The organism is Ochrobactrum sp. P6BSIII (assembly GCF_014138065.1).
Taxonomy (GTDB): domain Bacteria; phylum Pseudomonadota; class Alphaproteobacteria; order Rhizobiales; family Rhizobiaceae; genus Brucella.
This window is the reverse complement of sequence record NZ_JACGXB010000002.1, coordinates 299,191-315,466: the sequence shown is the minus strand read 5'-3', so window position 1 is coordinate 315,466 and position 16,276 is coordinate 299,191. Positions and strand designations below refer to the sequence as shown.

Sequence of the window (16,276 nt, the reverse complement as noted above, 5' to 3'; positions counted from 1 at the left end):
GCTCTTTTCATATCTGAGCCTGATATTCCAATGATTTGAAAAGACTGATGTTTATGCTTTCGCGTCGATACCCAGTCGCGACTCGATATCTTCCAGCGATTCTTTGACGAAGAAAGTCTGATCCGCACTCATCGTCAGAATGCGGGTGCCGGTGCCATAGGCATTGTAAGACAGAACGTGGTTGAAATTGATTGCGAGTTTTTCGCCGCTCACATCCGTCAGCATGATCCACATGATAGCCCTCCTCTTCTAAAATCTGGTTCTTTCTAGAAGGATAGGCGCGTGGGACTGTTCGGCAACCAACGATGGTTTAAAACGTTGCGCGCATGCGCACTTTTTCAACGACGCGCCCCATGCTGACAGAGGCTTCCTCGCCCCGCCACTCGATACGGAAGCCCATTTTCTCGTAGAGACCAATGGCGGGAAGATTATCGGCATGCGTACCGATCGTTGCGGCATCGAAACCGTCGAGCAGAATTTGCGCCATCAGCGTATCAAGAATGCACCCACCGATACCCTGCCCATGATACGGCGGATCGATCCAGAGATCGGCAATATAGTTGCTGCTGGGAATTCGTGCGCCCCAGCCGAGAATTTTCCCGTTTGCTTCCGCTAAAAGAACGCCATCGGCATTTTCATGCAGATAACCAAGGAAGTTAGCTTCCAGCTCTGCACGACGTTGATCGCTTAAGGGACCTGTCTTTGCAGGAATTTCCCATGCCCTGACCGCAAGAGCAGCCATGGAAACAAATTCGCCGGGGAAGCCCCGGCGAATTGAAGTATCTACTTTTACCACCATTTGGCCGGGGTGAAGCGCCCGGCAGCCTGCTCAATGGCATGGGCTGCCTGAAACAGCGTTTCTTCCTCGAACGGGCGACCGATCAGCTGAAGGCCGAGCGGCAGGCCATGCTCGTTGATACCGGCAGGTACGGCGATGCCTGGAAGACCGGCCATGTTCACCGTGACAGTGAAGATGTCATTGAGGTACATCTTGACCGGATCGTTGGCGAGGTCTTCATCAGCAAGACCAAATGCAGCCGACGGCGTCGCAGGCGTGAGGATAGCGTGCACGCCCTTGGCGAAAACGTCTTCGAAGTCTTTCTTGATCAGCGTGCGAACCTTCTGGGCGCGCAGATAATAGGCGTCGTAATAGCCAGCCGACAGCACATAGGTGCCAATAACGATACGGCGCTTCACTTCCTTGCCGAAGCCAGCTGCGCGGGTCTGCTCGTACATGTCGGCGATGTCCTTGCCGGGCACGCGCAGGCCATAGCGCACGCCGTCATAACGCGCGAGGTTGGACGAAGCTTCCGCCGGTGCGACAATGTAATAAGCTGGCAGGGCATATTTCGTGTGCGGCAGCGAAATATCGACGATTTCAGCACCGGCATCCTTCAGATACTGAATGCCCTTCTGCCACAATTCTTCGATCTCGCCAGGCATGCCATCGACGCGATATTCCCGCGGAATACCGATCTTGATGCCTTTCAGCGACTTGCCAATAGCTGCTTCGTAATCCGGCACCGGCAGATCGACCGAGGTGGTGTCCTTGAGGTCGAGCGAGGCCATGGACTTTAGCAGGATAGCGGCGTCTCGCACGTCGCGGGCAATCGGACCAGCCTGATCAAGCGACGAGGCGAAGGCAACCGTGCCCCAACGCGATACGCGGCCATAGGTCGGCTTGATACCAACCGTGCCGGTGAAGGCGGCAGGCTGGCGGATCGAGCCGCCGGTATCGGTTGCGGTGGCACCGGCGCAAAGCTGCGCGGCGACGGCAGCAGCCGAACCACCGGACGAACCGCCCGGCACGAGATCGGCATTCGAGCCCTTGGCGCGCCAAGGGTTTTTCACGGGGCCGTAATAGGAGCTTTCATTGGACGAGCCCATGGCGAATTCGTCCATGTTGAGCTTGCCCAGCATGACCGCGCCGTCCGCCCACAGATTGGCGGTGACGGTCGATTCATATTCCGGCTTGAAGCCGTCGAGAATGTGCGAGCAAGCCTGCGTATGCACACCTTTGGTCGCGAACAGATCCTTCACACCAAGCGGAATGCCTTCCAGCGTGCCTGCTTCGCCCTTGGCGATGCGTTCATCCGAGGCCTTGGCCATGGAACGCGCCTGATCATGCGTAACCGTCACATAGGCATTGAGTGCTTCATTGGCGGTGTCGATAGCGGCAAGATAGGCATCGGTCAGCTCGGTCGCGGTGATGGCCTTGGCCTTCAGCTTGTCGCGCGCTTCGGCAATGGTCAGTGCGGTCAGTTCGCTCATCGTCAAATCCTGTCAGTGCGCCTCGAAGAGACGCTTTTCAAAAAAAGCGCTGTATTCGGAGTCCGGATAGTCCAGAACCACACCGCAGCGCGTAAAACCCGAATTCTCATAAAGCCGCCAGGCACCGGCAAAACCGGGGCCAGTCCCGGTCTCAAGCACAAGGCGCGAAACATTCTTCGCATTGGCCAGCCCGACAATCGCATCAACGAGAGCGGAACCCACGCGTTTGCCGCGCACTTCCGGACGGGTGAACATACGCTTTAGTTCACCGGTGCCATCTTCGTGCATCTTCAAGGCGCCGCAACCGACGGCCTTGCCGTCTTCATCGCGCGCCACGAAAACCGTCGTGTCCGGCTCCGCCATCTGCTCGACCGTCATCTTGAACTGGAATTCCAGTGGTGACAGCGGCAGCATATGCGCGTTCAGGTGTTCCACCAGCTCGCGCACATCGTCTTGCAACGGGGTCTCGATCGAAACCCGAATGGCCATGACTTACTCCACGACCTTGGGAACGACGAAGAAATTGTCTTCCGTGACCGGTGCATTGGCGACTACGGCATCAGCAATGCCGCCATCAGTCACCTTGTCGTCGCGCAGACGCATATTCATCGGCGTCACCGAGGTCATCGGCTCGACGCCATCGACATTGACTTCGTTCAATTGCTCGACAAAGCCCAGAATTGCATTGAGTTCACCGGTCATGCGCTCGGCATCGTCTTCACTGACGGCGATACGCGCGAGATGCGCGACGCGTTTGACGGTGGAAATATCGACGGACATTCTGTTCTCCGCAAATGCTAGATCAGGGCGGCGAACCGCCACCCTGAAGGTTCTTTGCTACGGCTATAACGGCGCGATTGTTGAAGCGCAACATTTCTTGCACTTCAACGGGGTTTAGAAGCTGTGAACGGTGCCTGCTGGATCCGCCAGAACCTTCGTGCCCGGATGGTCGGCCATGCCAGCAATGAACTTGTCTGCCGTCTGGTCGATCATTGGGAACGAGCCGTAATGGCACGGCAGTACGGCCTTGAAATTGAAGTAACGCTGGCAAGCCAAGGCCGCCACCGCGCCGCCCATGGTGAAGCGGTCACCAACCGGCACGATGCCGATTTCTGGCTGGTGCAGCTCGTTGATGAGCGCCATGTCGGAGAAAATATCCGTATCGCCCATGTGATAAAGCGTTGGGTCGTTCTCGAAATGGAACACCAGACCATTCGGGTTGCCGAGCGCCTGCGAGACACCGTTTTCTGTCAGAAATGCCGAGGAATGCAGCGCGTTGACAAAAGTGACCGAGAAACTGTCATGCGTCTGTGTGCCACCGGTATTGCCCATCTCCAGCTTCTCGACGCCCTGTGTGCCGAGCCAGCTTGCCAGATCGGCATTGGCGATAACCGTTGCGCCATGTTCCTTGGCGATGGCAACGGTGTCGCCGATATGGTCGCCATGACCGTGGGTCAATGCAATATGGGTGACGCCCTTGGTCGCTTCCTTGAAATCGATGCCTTTTGCACCGGGATTTCCGTTCAGGAACGGATCGATGAGGATGACGGCTTGTGCAGTTTCAATACGGAAGGCGGCGTGGCCGAGCCAGGTCAGTTTCATGAAGATTCTCCTTCGATCTCGATTTCCGGGTTGAGAACAGATATGACGCCCATAAAGTTGAAAGCAATATGAAGAGACTTCAAATTCCGATGAGGACTTATGGCTGTCGTTGAAATCGAGGAAATTCCGGCACTGCTCAAGCCCGGACAGACGATTGCCGGATTGGATCTTGGCACCAAGACCATCGGGCTTGCCGTTTCGGACCTGGGCTTTTCCTTTGCGAATCCACGTCCCGTCATCAAGCGCGTGAAATTCACGCTGGATGCGCAAGCACTTTTGAAGGCGCTAGAGACGGATAAAGTCGGCGTGATCGTGATCGGCTTGCCAATGAACATGGACGGCACTTCCGGACCCCGTGTTCAGGCAACCCGCGCTTTTGTGCGCACCATGCAGCCGCTCACCGACCTGCCTTTCGTGTTCTGGGACGAACGGCTATCCACCGTTGCCGCCGAGCGCGCTTTGATCGGTATGGATGTTTCACGCGGCAAGCGTGCCGAACGCATCGATTCGGCAGCCGCTGCCTTCATCCTGCAAGGCGCGCTTGACCGCCTGCATCTGATCAGGCGGTCGGAAGGCGACGACGACTACGACGCCGGATAAAGCTGATCGAGAATGCGCATTGCGTCATGGCGCGCGTCGAGCATGCCATACGTGCTGCGCCACTGACCGCCAAGGCGCGTTTCGATAAATGCGTCGGCGATGTCGTCAGCGCCGAGCTGGCGCAACTCTGCCGCAGCAGCCGCATAGGCAAGCTGCTCCGTCAGAAGTCGCGCAACGCCCTGATCGGTCTCTGTCAGCTGTAAGGCTGCACGCAACACGTCGATGGTTCCCTGCCCGCGCGGGCCAAGCTGACCGCCGATCCATTCCAGCACTTCGTCAAACAAGCCGGGCGCACGCGACAGCACGCGCGCCACGTCCAGCGCCATGACATTGCCGGAGCCTTCCCAGATCGCATTGACCGGCGCTTCGCGATAGGCGCGCGCCAGATTGCCCTCTTCGATATAGCCATTGCCGCCAAGGCATTCCATGGCTTCGTAAAGCAGCGCAGGCGCGATCTTGCATACCCAATATTTGACCACCGGCGTCATGCAGCGGGCGAAAGCTGCTTCGGCGCGGTCGCTGGCGGCCATATCAAAGGCACGGGCAAGACGCATCGAAAGTGCCGTGGCTCCGGCAACATCCAGCGCCATGTCTGCCAGAACTCGGCTCATCAAAGGCTGTACGATCAGCGGCTTGCCGAAGACCTCTCGATGGCGACAATGGTGCACGGCTTCAGCCAGACCCGAGCGCATCAGGCCTGCGGATGCAACAGCGCAATCGAGCCGCGTCAGCGTCACCATGTCCATGATGGTTTTAACGCCCTCGCCCGGATTGCCAATCAGGTGGCCGATAGCGCCATCGAATTCGACTTCCGAAGAGGCATTGGACTTGTTGCCAAGCTTGTCCTTGAGGCGCTGGAAAGCAAAGCCGTTGCCTTTACCCTCAGCGTCAAGACGCGAAACCAGAAAACAGGAAAGCTGCTCATCAATTTGCGCCAGAACCAGAAATGCATCCGACATTGGCGCGGACATAAACCACTTATGCCCGGTGATTGTATAGGTGCCATCCTCATTGACCGTCGCGCGGGTGGTGTTGGTACGCACATCCGTACCACCCTGCTTTTCCGTCATGCCCATGCCGAGCGTGACACCGTTTTTGCTCAACGCAGGCTTTTGCGAAAAGTCATATTTTCGCGATAGGACCGCCGGCGACCATTCATTATAAATCTCCGGTGCGCCCATCACGGCTGCAAGGGAGGCGCTTGTCATGGTGAGTGGGCAAAGGTGCCCTGCTTCAAGCTGCGCCGTCAGGTAGAAACGCGCGGCGCGGGCCTGATGACGGCGGCCGGTTTCAGCCGGATTATCCTCCCAGATCGAGCAATGCAGGCCATTTGCGATCGAACGGCGCATCAGCGCGTGATAGGCCGGGTGGTATTCGACGAGATCGATCCTGTTGCCCTGCCGGTCATGCGTGCGCAGCTTTGGCAGTTCCGTATTGGCAAGCCGCGCCAGATCCTGCGCTTCTGCCGAAAGCACGAAACGCCCTGTCTGCTCCAGCTCATTATGAAGCTCTTTCGGAAAACGAGCCGCGATCTGCATCAGAAGCGGATCGGCCAGATATGCATTGGTGCCTGCCATGGATGGCGTCTGGTTCGTGACTTCGTGCGTTTTCAAAGGCTCATTCCGTGCTGTTCGTTTGGGGGTAACTTAGTCCTCTTGCATCCAATTTGCTAAAAATTTGCCTTCCTTTCCCGAATTTCTTGCTGGGACGGCACAGGTTTTTCTTGGGGAATCGGCATATGCCGTTATAAGGACGGTTGCGGGACCTCCCTCATGGTCCTATACGGGTGACTTGCCATGATAAAAGAACCGGTCTCTCCGCTTTTCCCTCACCGCCACCTGCTTGGCATCAAGGGGCTATCGCCCCTGGACATTCTCTGTCTCCTCGATCTTGCAGATCAGGAAATCGCCGTATCCCGGCAGCCAGAGAAGAAAAAGTCCGTGCTGCGCGGTCGCACGCAAATCAATCTTTTCTTCGAAGCATCGACGCGAACGCAATCGTCGTTCGAACTGGCCGGTAAACGGCTCGGTGCCGACGTGATGAACATGTCGGTCGGCAATTCGTCGGTCAAGAAGGGCGAAACGCTCATCGATACGGCGATGACGCTGAACGCGATGCAACCGGATATTCTGGTCATCCGCCATGCGTCAGCCGGTGCTGCCGCCCTGCTCGCCCAGAAAGTCGGCTGCTCGGTCGTCAATGCGGGCGATGGTGCGCATGAACACCCCACACAGGCCCTGCTGGATGCGCTGACGATCCGTCGCGCCAAGGGCCAGATCGAAAACCTGATTGTCGCCATTTGCGGCGATGTGCTGCACTCCCGCGTGGCGCGCTCGAATATTCTGCTTCTCAATGCCCTTGGCGCGCGCGTTCGCGTCGTCGCACCATCCACGCTTCTGCCTTCCGGCATGGCGGATATGAGCGTCGAAGTCTTCAACTCGATGGAAGAAGGCCTGAAAGACGCCGATGTGGTCATGATGTTGCGCTTGCAGCGTGAGCGCATGGCCGGGTCTTTCGTGCCCTCGGTGCGCGAGTATTTCCGCTTCTACGGCCTCGACAAGGAAAAGCTGAAACACGCCAAGCCTGATGCGCTCGTCATGCATCCGGGCCCGATGAACCGCGGCGTTGAAATCGCCTCCGATGTCGCCGATGGCCCACAGAGCGTCATCCAGCAGCAGGTGGAAATGGGCGTCGCCGTGCGCATGGCCGTGATGGAAGCCCTGCTCGATCCGCGCCGGAATCCAAGCAACGGAGAAGCAGCATGAGCGCGGTTCTGTTTGAAAATGCGCGCATCGTTGATCCGTCACGCGGTCTCGACGAGGTCGGCAGTGTGTTGATCCAAGACGGCAAGATTGTTGCCGCTGGAGCGGATGCCCGCAATCAGGGCGCACCGGAAGGTGCGGAGATGATCGATCTGGACGGTAAGGCCGTCCTCCCCGGTCTGGTCGATTCGCGGGTGTTTATCGGCGAGCCAGGCGCAGAGCATCGCGAAACCATCGCTTCTGCCAGCCGCGCTGCCGCCGCCGGTGGTGTTACCTCGATCATCATGATGCCGGATACCGATCCGGTTATCGACGATGTGGCACTGGTGGAATTCGTCAAGCGGACTGCGCGCGATACAGCCGTCGTCAATGTGCACCCGGCTGCAGCCATCACCAAAGGTCTGCACGGCGAAGAAATGACCGAAATCGGCCTGCTGCGCGATGCGGGCGCTGTCGCCTTCACCGAAGGTCGCCAGACCATTGCCAATACGCAGCTGATGCGCCGTGCGCTGACCTATGCCCGTGATTTCAACGCGGTCATCGCCTGCGAGACCCGCGATCCTTATCTCGGCGCAACCGGCGTGATGAATGAGGGCCTGTTCGCGAGCTGGCTCGGCCTGTCGGGAAGCCCGCGTGAAGCCGAAGTCATTCCGCTGGAGCGCGATCTGCGCCTCGCCGCGCTGACTAACAGCAAGTATCACGCGGCGCAGCTTTCCTGCGCCATGTCTGCCGACGCCATGCGTCGCGCCAAGGATCTCGGTGCTAAGGTGACGGCTGGCGTGTCGATCAATCACCTGTCGCTCAATGAAAACGACATTGGTGAGTTCCGTACCTTCTTCCGCCTGTCGCCGCCGCTGCGCAGCGAACAGGACCGGCTTGCCATGGTCGAAGCGGTCAAGAACGGCACGATCGATATTGTGGTCTCCGCCCATGATCCGCAGGATGTCGACACCAAGCGTCTGCCCTTCTCGGATGCAGAAGCTGGAGCCATCGGTCTGGAAACGCTTCTGGGTGCTGCGCTTCGCCTCTACCACAATGACAGCATCCCGCTGCTGCGTCTGGTTGAAGTGCTGTCTACCGCCCCGGCCAAGATTTTCGGTCTGGATGCAGGCACACTCAAGCCCGGCGCTTCGGCTGATCTTGCTATCGTTGATCTCGACGAGCCGTGGATCGTGCGTGAGGAAGACCTGCATTCGCTTTCGAAGAACAGCTGTTTTGAAAGCGCCCGCTTCCAGGGGCGCGTAGTCCGCACTATAGTCGCCGGCAAGACCGTGTATTCGGCATAAGAATCCATGGTCCCGAGAGGGGGAATGCTCCTCGGGACCATGGAAAAAAATAAAAGCCAGAGGGAATCTATATGGCCGAAACCGGTTTCTTTAATCTCGTGCTCGTCGCGACACTTATTTTCGGCTATCTCCTCGGTTCCATTCCTTTCGGGCTCATCCTGACCCGACTGGCGGGCTTGGGCGATGTGCGGTCCATCGGCTCGGGCAATATCGGCGCGACCAATGTGCTGCGCACCGGTAACAAGAAGCTCGCCGCCGCGACGCTCATTCTTGATGCGCTGAAAGGCACCTTTGCGGTGCTGATTGCGTCGCGCTATGGCGAAGCAGCCGCGATTGCTGCCGGTTTCGGCGCGTTTATCGGCCACCTCTTTCCAGTGTGGATCGGTTTCAAGGGCGGCAAAGGTGTTGCCACCTATCTCGGCATCCTGATCGGCCTCGCATGGCCCGGCGCATTGATTTTTGCCGCTGTGTGGATCGTGACGGCAATCGTCACGCGCTACTCGTCGCTATCCGCCCTTCTCGCCAGTGTCATCGTGCCGATCAGCCTTTATTTCAAAGGTGACCACGCGATTGCAGGCCTGTTCGCCGTGCTGACAGTGATCATCTTCTTCAAGCATCACGCAAATATAAAGCGACTTCTGAATGGCACCGAAAGCCGTATCGGAGCCAAGGGGTGATGGAGGGCGCGAATTCGAAAACCGGAATTCGCCTCTCAGATCGCCAGAGATTGAACTGGCTACGCCTTATTCGCACCGATAATATCGGTGCGGTTACCTTTCGCGATCTTATCCTGTTTTGCGGCTCTGCCGCCAATGCACTGGAGCGACTGCCCGATTTCAATATTCGCGGCGGCAGCACCAGACCGCTTCGCATTACGCCGATGGAAGATGCCGAGCGTGAGCTGGAGGCAATCGAGCGTCATGGCGCGCGCCTCGTCGGCATGGGCGAACCAGATTATCCGCAGCAACTGAAAAACTGCGAAGCGCCGCCGCCTTTGGTGATCATCAAAGGCAGCGAAAAAGTGTTCCGCAAGCCACCCATCGCCATCGTCGGTTCGCGCAATGCTTCTGTTACGGGTGCGCGCTTTACTGAAAAGCTGGCTCGCGATCTCGGGGATGCAGGCTTTGCGGTGATTTCCGGCTTGGCGCGGGGCATTGACGCGGCCGCGCACAAGGCCAGCATGACAAGCGGCACAGTCGCCGTGCTGGCCGGAGGACTGGATCGCCCCTACCCGCCTGAAAACCTGCCGCTCTATCGCGCAATCCCGGAACATGACGGCGCTCTGATTACGGAAATGCCCATGGGAGCAGAACCGCGATCTCGCGATTTTCCACGCCGCAATCGTATCATTGCCGGGCTTTCGCTCGGCCTCATCGTCGTTGAGGCGGCGGAACGCTCCGGTTCGCTCATCAGCGCACGCATGGCGGGCGAAATGGGCCGCACGGTCTTTGCCGTGCCCGGCTCTCCGCTCGACCCACGCGCCCGCGGCACCAATGCACTTCTAAAACAGGGCGCAACACTGGTTACAGGCGTAGACGACGTCATTGAGGCGCTCAATCCCATCATGCGACCGAAAGACCTCTTTGCCGCCGATGTTCCGCCGCCTGACGATCTCAACCGAATGGAAGAACCTCTGGACGAGATGCCAGCGCTCATGACGGATGAAGAACGTTACCGCATCGTGGATGTTCTCGGTCCAAGCCCTGTCGATATTGATAGTCTCGTTCGCCATACCGGCATCGGCGCCAGTCAAGTCCAGCTCATTTTGTTGGAGCTTGATCTGGCCGGGCGCCTTGTGCGCTATCCCGGCAACCAGATCGCCCTTCTCCCCGAAGGGTGATCTTTGGCCCCGCGCATGGCTTTAATGATTCCGCCTCCCCTCGATTAAATCCTTGGCCTCTTCCGATGCCATCTGGATCATGTAAGCCAATAAGGCATTGTCCGTCTTCTTCGCCAGTTTTCCCAGTTCCCCGAGCATCTGTTCTATATAAATGAGTGTTTCAGGATTATCTTCACGACGTTGCTTCATGCTGCCCCCAACAAATGAGCAAGTAGCTTAATTAGAAAATCACTATGCAAATGAATGAACGCTCCGATCAATTTTGGCTGCAAATCTACCAAAAGTTACATATCTGGCAATCACTATTTATAGTTGTATTTAGCGATTTTTTGTCTCGTCCTCTTGACCAAACGCCGCCCTCTGTTCATGTGGAAGGCAACTATTGTGACGCGGTTGGGAGGCAAAATGCTTCTGCGGGGCGCGAATCTGGGCTGTTTTAAATGAACGTCGTGGTTGTCGAATCGCCTGCGAAGGCGAAAACTATCAATAAATATCTGGGCTCGAACTATAAGGTTCTGGCATCGTTTGGTCACGTGCGAGATTTGCCAGCCAAGGATGGCTCGGTGCGTCCGGATGAAGATTTTGCCATGTCGTGGGAAGTGGATAGCAATTCATCCAAGCGACTTTCAGATATCGTCAAAGCGCTGAAAGACAGCGACGGCCTCATTCTCGCAACCGATCCGGATCGCGAAGGTGAAGCCATTTCCTGGCACGTGCTGGAAGTGCTGAATCAGAAAAAGGCGCTGAAGGGCAAGACCGTCAAGCGCGTGGCGTTTAACGCCATCACCAAGAAGGCCGTGCTCGACGCCATCGCCAATCCGCGCGATATCGATGAGCCGCTGGTGGATGCCTATCTTGCGCGTCGTGCGCTCGACTATCTCTTTGGCTTCACGCTGTCGCCGGTTCTGTGGCGCAAGCTGCCCGGCGCACGTTCGGCTGGTCGCGTACAGTCGGTCGCGCTGCGTCTCGTCGCCGACCGAGAGTCGGAAATCGAGCGGTTCATTCGCGAAGAATACTGGAACATTGCCGCTCTTTTGAAGACGCCGCGCAGTGACAGCTTCACCGCGCGCCTGACCGCCGTGGACGGCAAAAAGCTCGGCAAGCTCGACATCAAGAATGGCGAACAGGCAACTGGCATCCGCACCATGCTGGAAGGCGCAAGCTTCAAGGCTATTTCGGTCGAAGCCAAGCCGACCAAGCGCAATCCCGGACCGCCTTTCACCACTTCGACCTTGCAGCAGGCCGCCTCCGGACAGCTCGGTTTCTCGGCATCGCGCACCATGCAGGTGGCGCAGCGTCTTTATGAAGGCGTGGATATCGGTGGCGAGACTGCCGGTCTCATCACCTATATGCGTACCGACGGTGTGCAGATGGCGCCGGAAGCGATCACTGCCGCACGTCAGGCCATTGGCGAAACATTCGGCGCGAAATATGTGCCGGAAAAGCCGCGCTATTATTCCAGTAAGGCCAAGAACGCCCAGGAAGCGCACGAAGCCATTCGTCCGACCGATTTTTCGCGTCATCCGAAGGAAGTGCGCCGTTATCTCGACGAAGATCAGGCACGGCTTTATGAGCTGATCTGGAAGCGCGCGATCGCCAGCCAGATGCAGGCTGCCGATATCGAGCGTACCACGGCGGATATCGAAGCCGTCAACGGCTCGCGCTCGGCTATGCTGCGCGCCAATGGCTCGGTGACGAAGTTCGACGGCTTCCTTGCAGCCTATATGGATCACCGCGAGGAAGAGGAAGACGACGAGGACAGCGCAAAGCTGCCGGAAATTCGCAGCGGCGAAGCACTGGCACGCGAAAAGATCGATGCCACCCAGCACTCGACCGAACCGCCGCCGCGTTATTCGGAAGCCTCGCTGATCAAGAAGATGGAAGAGCTGGGCATCGGTCGTCCTTCGACCTATGCCGCAACGCTCGCCACGCTGCGCGACCGTGAATATATCAGCATGGACAAGCGCAAGCTTATCCCGGAGCCGAAGGGTCGCCTGGTCACAGCTTTCCTTGAAAGCTTCTTCGACCGCTATGTGGAATATGACTTCACGGCGAGCCTTGAAGAAAAGCTCGATCTCATCTCCGACGGCAAGCTTTCGTGGAAGGACGTGCTGCGTGATTTCTGGCGCGATTTCTCGGGTTCCGTCGATGACATCAAGGAACTGCGCGTTACCAATGTTCTCGATGCGCTGAACGAAGAACTGGCTCCGCTGGCCTTCCCGGCCCGCGAAGATGGCAGCGATCCGCGTTCGTGCCCAACCTGCGGCACTGGCGTCTTGTCGCTGAAACTCGGCAAGTATGGCGCGTTTGTTGGCTGCTCCAACTATCCGGAGTGCAAATTTACCCGTCAGCTCGGCGGTGAAGCCAATGGCGAGGCCGCAGCAGCCGACGAACCGAAGTCGCTCGGCAAAGATCCGTTCACGGGTGAGGAAATCACCGCGCGGACGGGCCGTTTCGGTCCCTACATCCAGCGCGGCGAAGGCAAGGAAGCCAAGCGCGCCAGCCTGCCAAAGGGCTGGACGCTGGATACGGTCGACCATGAAAAGGCTGTGGCCTTGCTGTCGCTGCCGCGTGATGTCGGCCAGCACCCGGAAACCGGCAAGATGATTTCGGCGGGTATCGGTCGCTACGGGCCTTATGTCAGCCATGACGGCACATTCGCCAATCTGGAAAATGCCGAAGAAGTCTTCTCGGTCGGTCTCAATCGCGCCGTTTCGGTGCTTGCGGACAAGCAGTCCAAGGGTGGTCGCGGTCGTTCTACACCGGCAGCACTGGCAACGCTTGGTGATCATCCGGATGGTGGTTCCATCACCGTGCGTGACGGACGCTATGGTCCTTATGTGAACTGGGGCAAGGTCAATGCGACTTTGCCGAAGGGCAAGGACCCGGCAAGTGTGACGCTGGAAGAAGCGCTGGCGCTGATCACCGAAAAGGCCGGCTCGTCCAAGGGCAAGAAAGCCCCTGCTCGCAAATCCGCGGCCAGCACTGAAAAGAAAGCCGCTGCCAAGAAACCGGCAGCAAAGAAAGCTCCCGCAAAGGCAAAAGCCCCATCGAAGGCTAAGAAGGCCGCAGCGGCAGAGGAGTAACAATTGGCACGTCGTTTTTCCAAACCCGATTCCGGTCGATCCGCGCGGACCGAACGGCGTGCAGCACAGGCGAAATCGGAGGCGCATGCGGGCGATCCGCATGCGTTTTTGCCAACGCGTGAGGAAGTCCTCAAATATATCGAGGAGAATCCTGACCGCGCCGGAAAGCGCGAGCTGGCCAAGGCATTCAATATCAAGGGCGATGCGCGGGTTTATCTGAAAGACCTGCTGCGCGAACTGGCCGATGACGGTCTGGTCGAAAAACGCGCGCGCAAGCTGTCCCGTCCCGGATCGCTGCCAAGCGTCGCCGTACTGGATGTAACGGGACGCGACGACGATGGCGGGCTGCTGGCCCGTCCAACCGAATGGGACGAAGCCGCCTATGGCAAGCCGCCGGTGGTGCTGGTGCGCCGCACACGGCTCAACAAGGCATCGGAAGGTGGCCCGGCAGTCGGTGTCGGTGACCGCGTTCTGGCAAAGATTTTCCGCAACGAAGACCGCGACGGCCCGGAGTATACTGCCCGCGTGATGAAGCGGTTGGAACACCGCGCCAATGCGGTGCTGGGCGTCGTGCGCAAGCTCGGCAACGGCGAATGGCGGCTGGAGCCTGTGGATCGCAAGCAGGCCGAAGTGCAGCTTGATCCCGCTCAATTGGAAAATGCCGAAAGCGGCGATCTGGTGGAAGTCGAGCTGATCTCGTCGCGCCGTCAGGGATTGCCGCGCGGTAAGGTCCGGCAGGTGGTCGGTTCCATCGATAGCGAAAAGGCGCTGTCGATGATCGCCATTCATGAGCACGAAATCCCGCATGTTTTCCCGGATGAAGTCATTCGCGAATCCGAAGACGCCAAACCCGCCACCTTGGACGGTCGGGAAGACTGGCGCGCAGTTCCGCTTCTCACCATTGATCCGGCGGACGCCAAGGATCACGACGATGCGGTCTATGCGGAGCCAGATACCGATCCGGAAAATCCCGGCGGCCAGATTGTCATCGTGGCGATTGCCGACGTGGCGGCTTATATTCGGCCCGGTTCCGCACTCGACCGCGAAGCCTTGAAACGCGGCAATTCGGTTTATTTCCCGGATCGCGTTGTGCCAATGCTGCCGGAGCGCATCTCCAACAATCTCTGTTCGCTGCGCGAACTGGAAGACCGCCCGGCGCTGGCTGTGCGCATGGTCTTTGCATCTGACGGTCGAAAGAAATCACACAAGTTCCATCGCATCATGATGCGCTCTGCCGCCAAGCTTGCCTATGCACAGGCCCAAGCGGCAATTGACGGCGCAACGGATGACAAGACGGCGCCAATTCTCGATAGCGTGTTGAAGCCGCTTTGGGCCGCCTACGCCGTGTTGAAGCGCGGTCGCGACGCCCGCGAGCCGCTGGAACTCGATCTGCCTGAAAAGAAAATCCTGCTGACGCCGGATGGCAAGGTGGACAAGGTCATCGTGCCTGAGCGTCTTGATGCGCATAAGCTCATCGAAGAATTCATGATTCAGGCGAATGTCGCGGCAGCTGAAACGCTGGAAGATCACCGCCAGCCTTTGATCTTCCGTATTCACGATGAGCCGGCGCTGGCCAAGCAGGAAAGCCTGCGCGAGTTTCTGCGCACGCTTGACCTTAATCTCGCCAAGGGCGGGCCGCTGCAACCGGCGCAGTTCAACCGTATTCTGGCGGCCGTCGACGACACCGATCATCAGGATCTGGTCAATCAGGTCGTGCTGCGCACCCAGAGCCAGGCCATTTACAGCCCCGAAAATATCGGACATTTCGGGCTACATCTGCGCCGCTACGCGCATTTCACCTCGCCGATCCGCCGTTATGCCGACCTTATTGTGCATCGTGCGCTTATCAAGGCGCTGCGGCTTGGCAAGGATGGCATCACCACCGACGAGGAAGCGCGCCTTGAAGAAATATCGGCGCTGATCTCCTCCACCGAGCGCCGCGCCATGCTGGCCGAACGTGAAACCGTCGACCGGTTGATCGCCCATTTCCTCGCTTCGCATCTCGGTGACGAGTATGAAGGCCGCGTAACGGGCGTCACCCGGGCCGGTCTTTTCGTGAACCTTGCGACATATGGCGCGGATGGGCTGGTGCCCATTTCAACTTTGGGTCATGAATACTATTTATATGACGAAGCCAACCATGCGATTGCCGGAGAACGAAGCGGAAAAGGCTTCCGCCTCGGTGATACGGTTACGGTCAGGCTGGTCGAGGCGCTCCCCGTTGCGGGCGCGCTTCGTTTTGAGATGGTATCGGAACCGCATCCCCTGCCGATGTCGACGCGCTCGCATCACAAGGCAAGCAGGACGGTGCGTGGGCGAAAGGGAAAGCCTTTGGGCATCCCGCGTCACAAGAAGAGAGGTCGGTAATGAGCACGCTTGAGGCCAATTCCGCGCAGAACATTCAGGTTTTCGGTGGCGAAGCCAACAGTAAAGCCCATCCCAAGCGTCCGCTTGGCGAGGCCATGTGGCGCGGTTTCCGCTGCCGCTGCCCGCATTGCGGCGAAGGCCAGCTTTTCCGTGCCTTCGTCAAGCCGGTTGCCAAGTGCTCCGTATGCGATGAGGATTACACCGAACAGCGCGCTGACGATCTTCCGGCCTATCTGACGATCCTGATTGTCGGCCACATTGTTGTCGGCGCTTTCATGGGCGTGGAAGCCACGACCAATCTGCCGCTATGGGCGCATATGGCAATCTGGGGGCCGCTGACGATCATTTTGTCGCTGATCCTGCTGCAGCCGCTCAAAGGGGCAACCATCGGCCTGCAATGGGCGCTTTACATGCATGGTTTCGGGGGTAAGGGCGAAGGCGACTACGGCGACGTGACCTGAT

At 58.3% G+C, this 16,276-nt stretch carries 16 protein-coding genes; 8 read left to right on the top strand and 8 right to left on the bottom strand.

Features of this window, described 5'->3' with window-relative positions; genetic code table 11:
• Window positions 1–51 precede the first annotated feature (51 nt).
• The 6 genes from FHW00_RS03845 to FHW00_RS03820 form a co-directional block, all read right to left on the bottom strand.
• Window positions 52–234, bottom strand: coding sequence for a hypothetical protein (locus tag FHW00_RS03845; protein ID WP_078336968.1), 183 nt, complete (start codon window positions 232–234; stop codon window positions 52–54).
• Between the two features lie 76 nt (window positions 235–310).
• Window positions 311–742, bottom strand: coding sequence for a GNAT family N-acetyltransferase (locus tag FHW00_RS03840; protein ID WP_445557850.1), 432 nt, complete (start codon window positions 740–742; stop codon window positions 311–313).
• A 47-nt stretch (window positions 743–789) separates the two neighbouring features.
• A complete protein-coding gene (gene gatA, locus FHW00_RS03835; RefSeq protein WP_078336966.1) occupies window positions 790–2,271 on the bottom strand; it encodes an Asp-tRNA(Asn)/Glu-tRNA(Gln) amidotransferase subunit GatA in 1,482 nt (493 codons plus the stop codon).
• A gap of 12 nt (window positions 2,272–2,283) precedes the next feature.
• The gene (locus tag FHW00_RS03830; RefSeq protein WP_078336965.1) at window positions 2,284–2,760 is read right to left on the bottom strand and encodes a GNAT family N-acetyltransferase; all 477 of its coding nucleotides are present in this window, start codon (window positions 2,758–2,760) and stop codon (window positions 2,284–2,286) included.
• A 3-nt stretch (window positions 2,761–2,763) separates the two neighbouring features.
• The gene (gene gatC, locus FHW00_RS03825; protein ID WP_078336964.1) at window positions 2,764–3,051 is read right to left on the bottom strand and encodes an Asp-tRNA(Asn)/Glu-tRNA(Gln) amidotransferase subunit GatC; all 288 of its coding nucleotides are present in this window, start codon (window positions 3,049–3,051) and stop codon (window positions 2,764–2,766) included.
• Window positions 3,052–3,165: 114 nt separating this feature from the next.
• On the bottom strand, window positions 3,166–3,873 hold the full coding sequence (locus FHW00_RS03820) for a metal-dependent hydrolase (protein ID WP_078336963.1): 708 nt from the start codon (window positions 3,871–3,873) through the stop codon (window positions 3,166–3,168).
• Between the two features lie 99 nt (window positions 3,874–3,972).
• Here FHW00_RS03820 and ruvX point away from each other — a divergent pair, with 99 nt between their 5' ends.
• Window positions 3,973–4,473 (top strand): Holliday junction resolvase RuvX, encoded by a 501-nt coding sequence (gene ruvX / locus FHW00_RS03815; RefSeq protein WP_078336962.1) that lies wholly within the window; start codon window positions 3,973–3,975, stop codon window positions 4,471–4,473.
• Here the strand turns inward: ruvX and FHW00_RS03810 are convergent.
• Window positions 4,458–6,086, bottom strand: a complete 1,629-nt coding sequence (locus FHW00_RS03810; protein ID WP_078336961.1) for an acyl-CoA dehydrogenase family protein — start codon at window positions 6,084–6,086, stop codon at window positions 4,458–4,460. The two genes, ruvX and FHW00_RS03810, sit on opposite strands and share 16 nt — an antisense overlap.
• 183 nt (window positions 6,087–6,269) lie before the next feature.
• Here FHW00_RS03810 and FHW00_RS03805 point away from each other — a divergent pair, with 183 nt between their 5' ends.
• From FHW00_RS03805 to dprA, 4 genes are all read left to right on the top strand, one after another.
• A complete protein-coding gene (locus FHW00_RS03805; protein WP_078336960.1) occupies window positions 6,270–7,238 on the top strand; it encodes an aspartate carbamoyltransferase catalytic subunit in 969 nt (322 codons plus the stop codon).
• Complete coding sequence (locus FHW00_RS03800; protein ID WP_078336959.1) at window positions 7,235–8,521, top strand: dihydroorotase; 1,287 nt, start codon at window positions 7,235–7,237, stop codon at window positions 8,519–8,521. Before FHW00_RS03805 ends, FHW00_RS03800 begins: the two co-directional genes overlap by 4 nt.
• Window positions 8,522–8,592: 71 nt before the next feature.
• Complete coding sequence (gene plsY, locus FHW00_RS03795; protein ID WP_078336958.1) at window positions 8,593–9,198, top strand: glycerol-3-phosphate 1-O-acyltransferase PlsY; 606 nt, start codon at window positions 8,593–8,595, stop codon at window positions 9,196–9,198.
• Window positions 9,195–10,361 (top strand): DNA-processing protein DprA, encoded by a 1,167-nt coding sequence (dprA, locus tag FHW00_RS03790; protein ID WP_078336957.1) that lies wholly within the window; start codon window positions 9,195–9,197, stop codon window positions 10,359–10,361. The genes plsY and dprA overlap by 4 nt, the downstream gene beginning before the upstream one ends.
• Before the next feature lie 21 nt (window positions 10,362–10,382).
• Here dprA and FHW00_RS03785 read toward each other — a convergent pair whose 3' ends face one another.
• A complete protein-coding gene (locus tag FHW00_RS03785) occupies window positions 10,383–10,550 on the bottom strand; it encodes a hypothetical protein (RefSeq protein ID WP_176168279.1) in 168 nt (55 codons plus the stop codon).
• Between the two features lie 251 nt (window positions 10,551–10,801).
• Between FHW00_RS03785 and topA the strand changes: the two genes are divergently transcribed.
• Genes topA through FHW00_RS03770 form a run of 3 tightly spaced genes read left to right on the top strand, consistent with a single transcriptional unit; the run spans window position 10,802 to window position 16,275 of the window.
• Window positions 10,802–13,447 (top strand): type I DNA topoisomerase, encoded by a 2,646-nt coding sequence (topA, locus tag FHW00_RS03780; protein WP_078336956.1) that lies wholly within the window; start codon window positions 10,802–10,804, stop codon window positions 13,445–13,447.
• A gap of 3 nt (window positions 13,448–13,450) precedes the next feature.
• The gene (rnr, locus tag FHW00_RS03775; RefSeq protein WP_078336955.1) at window positions 13,451–15,814 is read left to right on the top strand and encodes a ribonuclease R; all 2,364 of its coding nucleotides are present in this window, start codon (window positions 13,451–13,453) and stop codon (window positions 15,812–15,814) included.
• Complete coding sequence (locus tag FHW00_RS03770) at window positions 15,814–16,275, top strand: DUF983 domain-containing protein (RefSeq protein WP_078336954.1); 462 nt, start codon at window positions 15,814–15,816, stop codon at window positions 16,273–16,275. The genes rnr and FHW00_RS03770 overlap by 1 nt, the downstream gene beginning before the upstream one ends.
• The last annotated feature ends 1 nt before the right edge of the window (window position 16,276 follow it).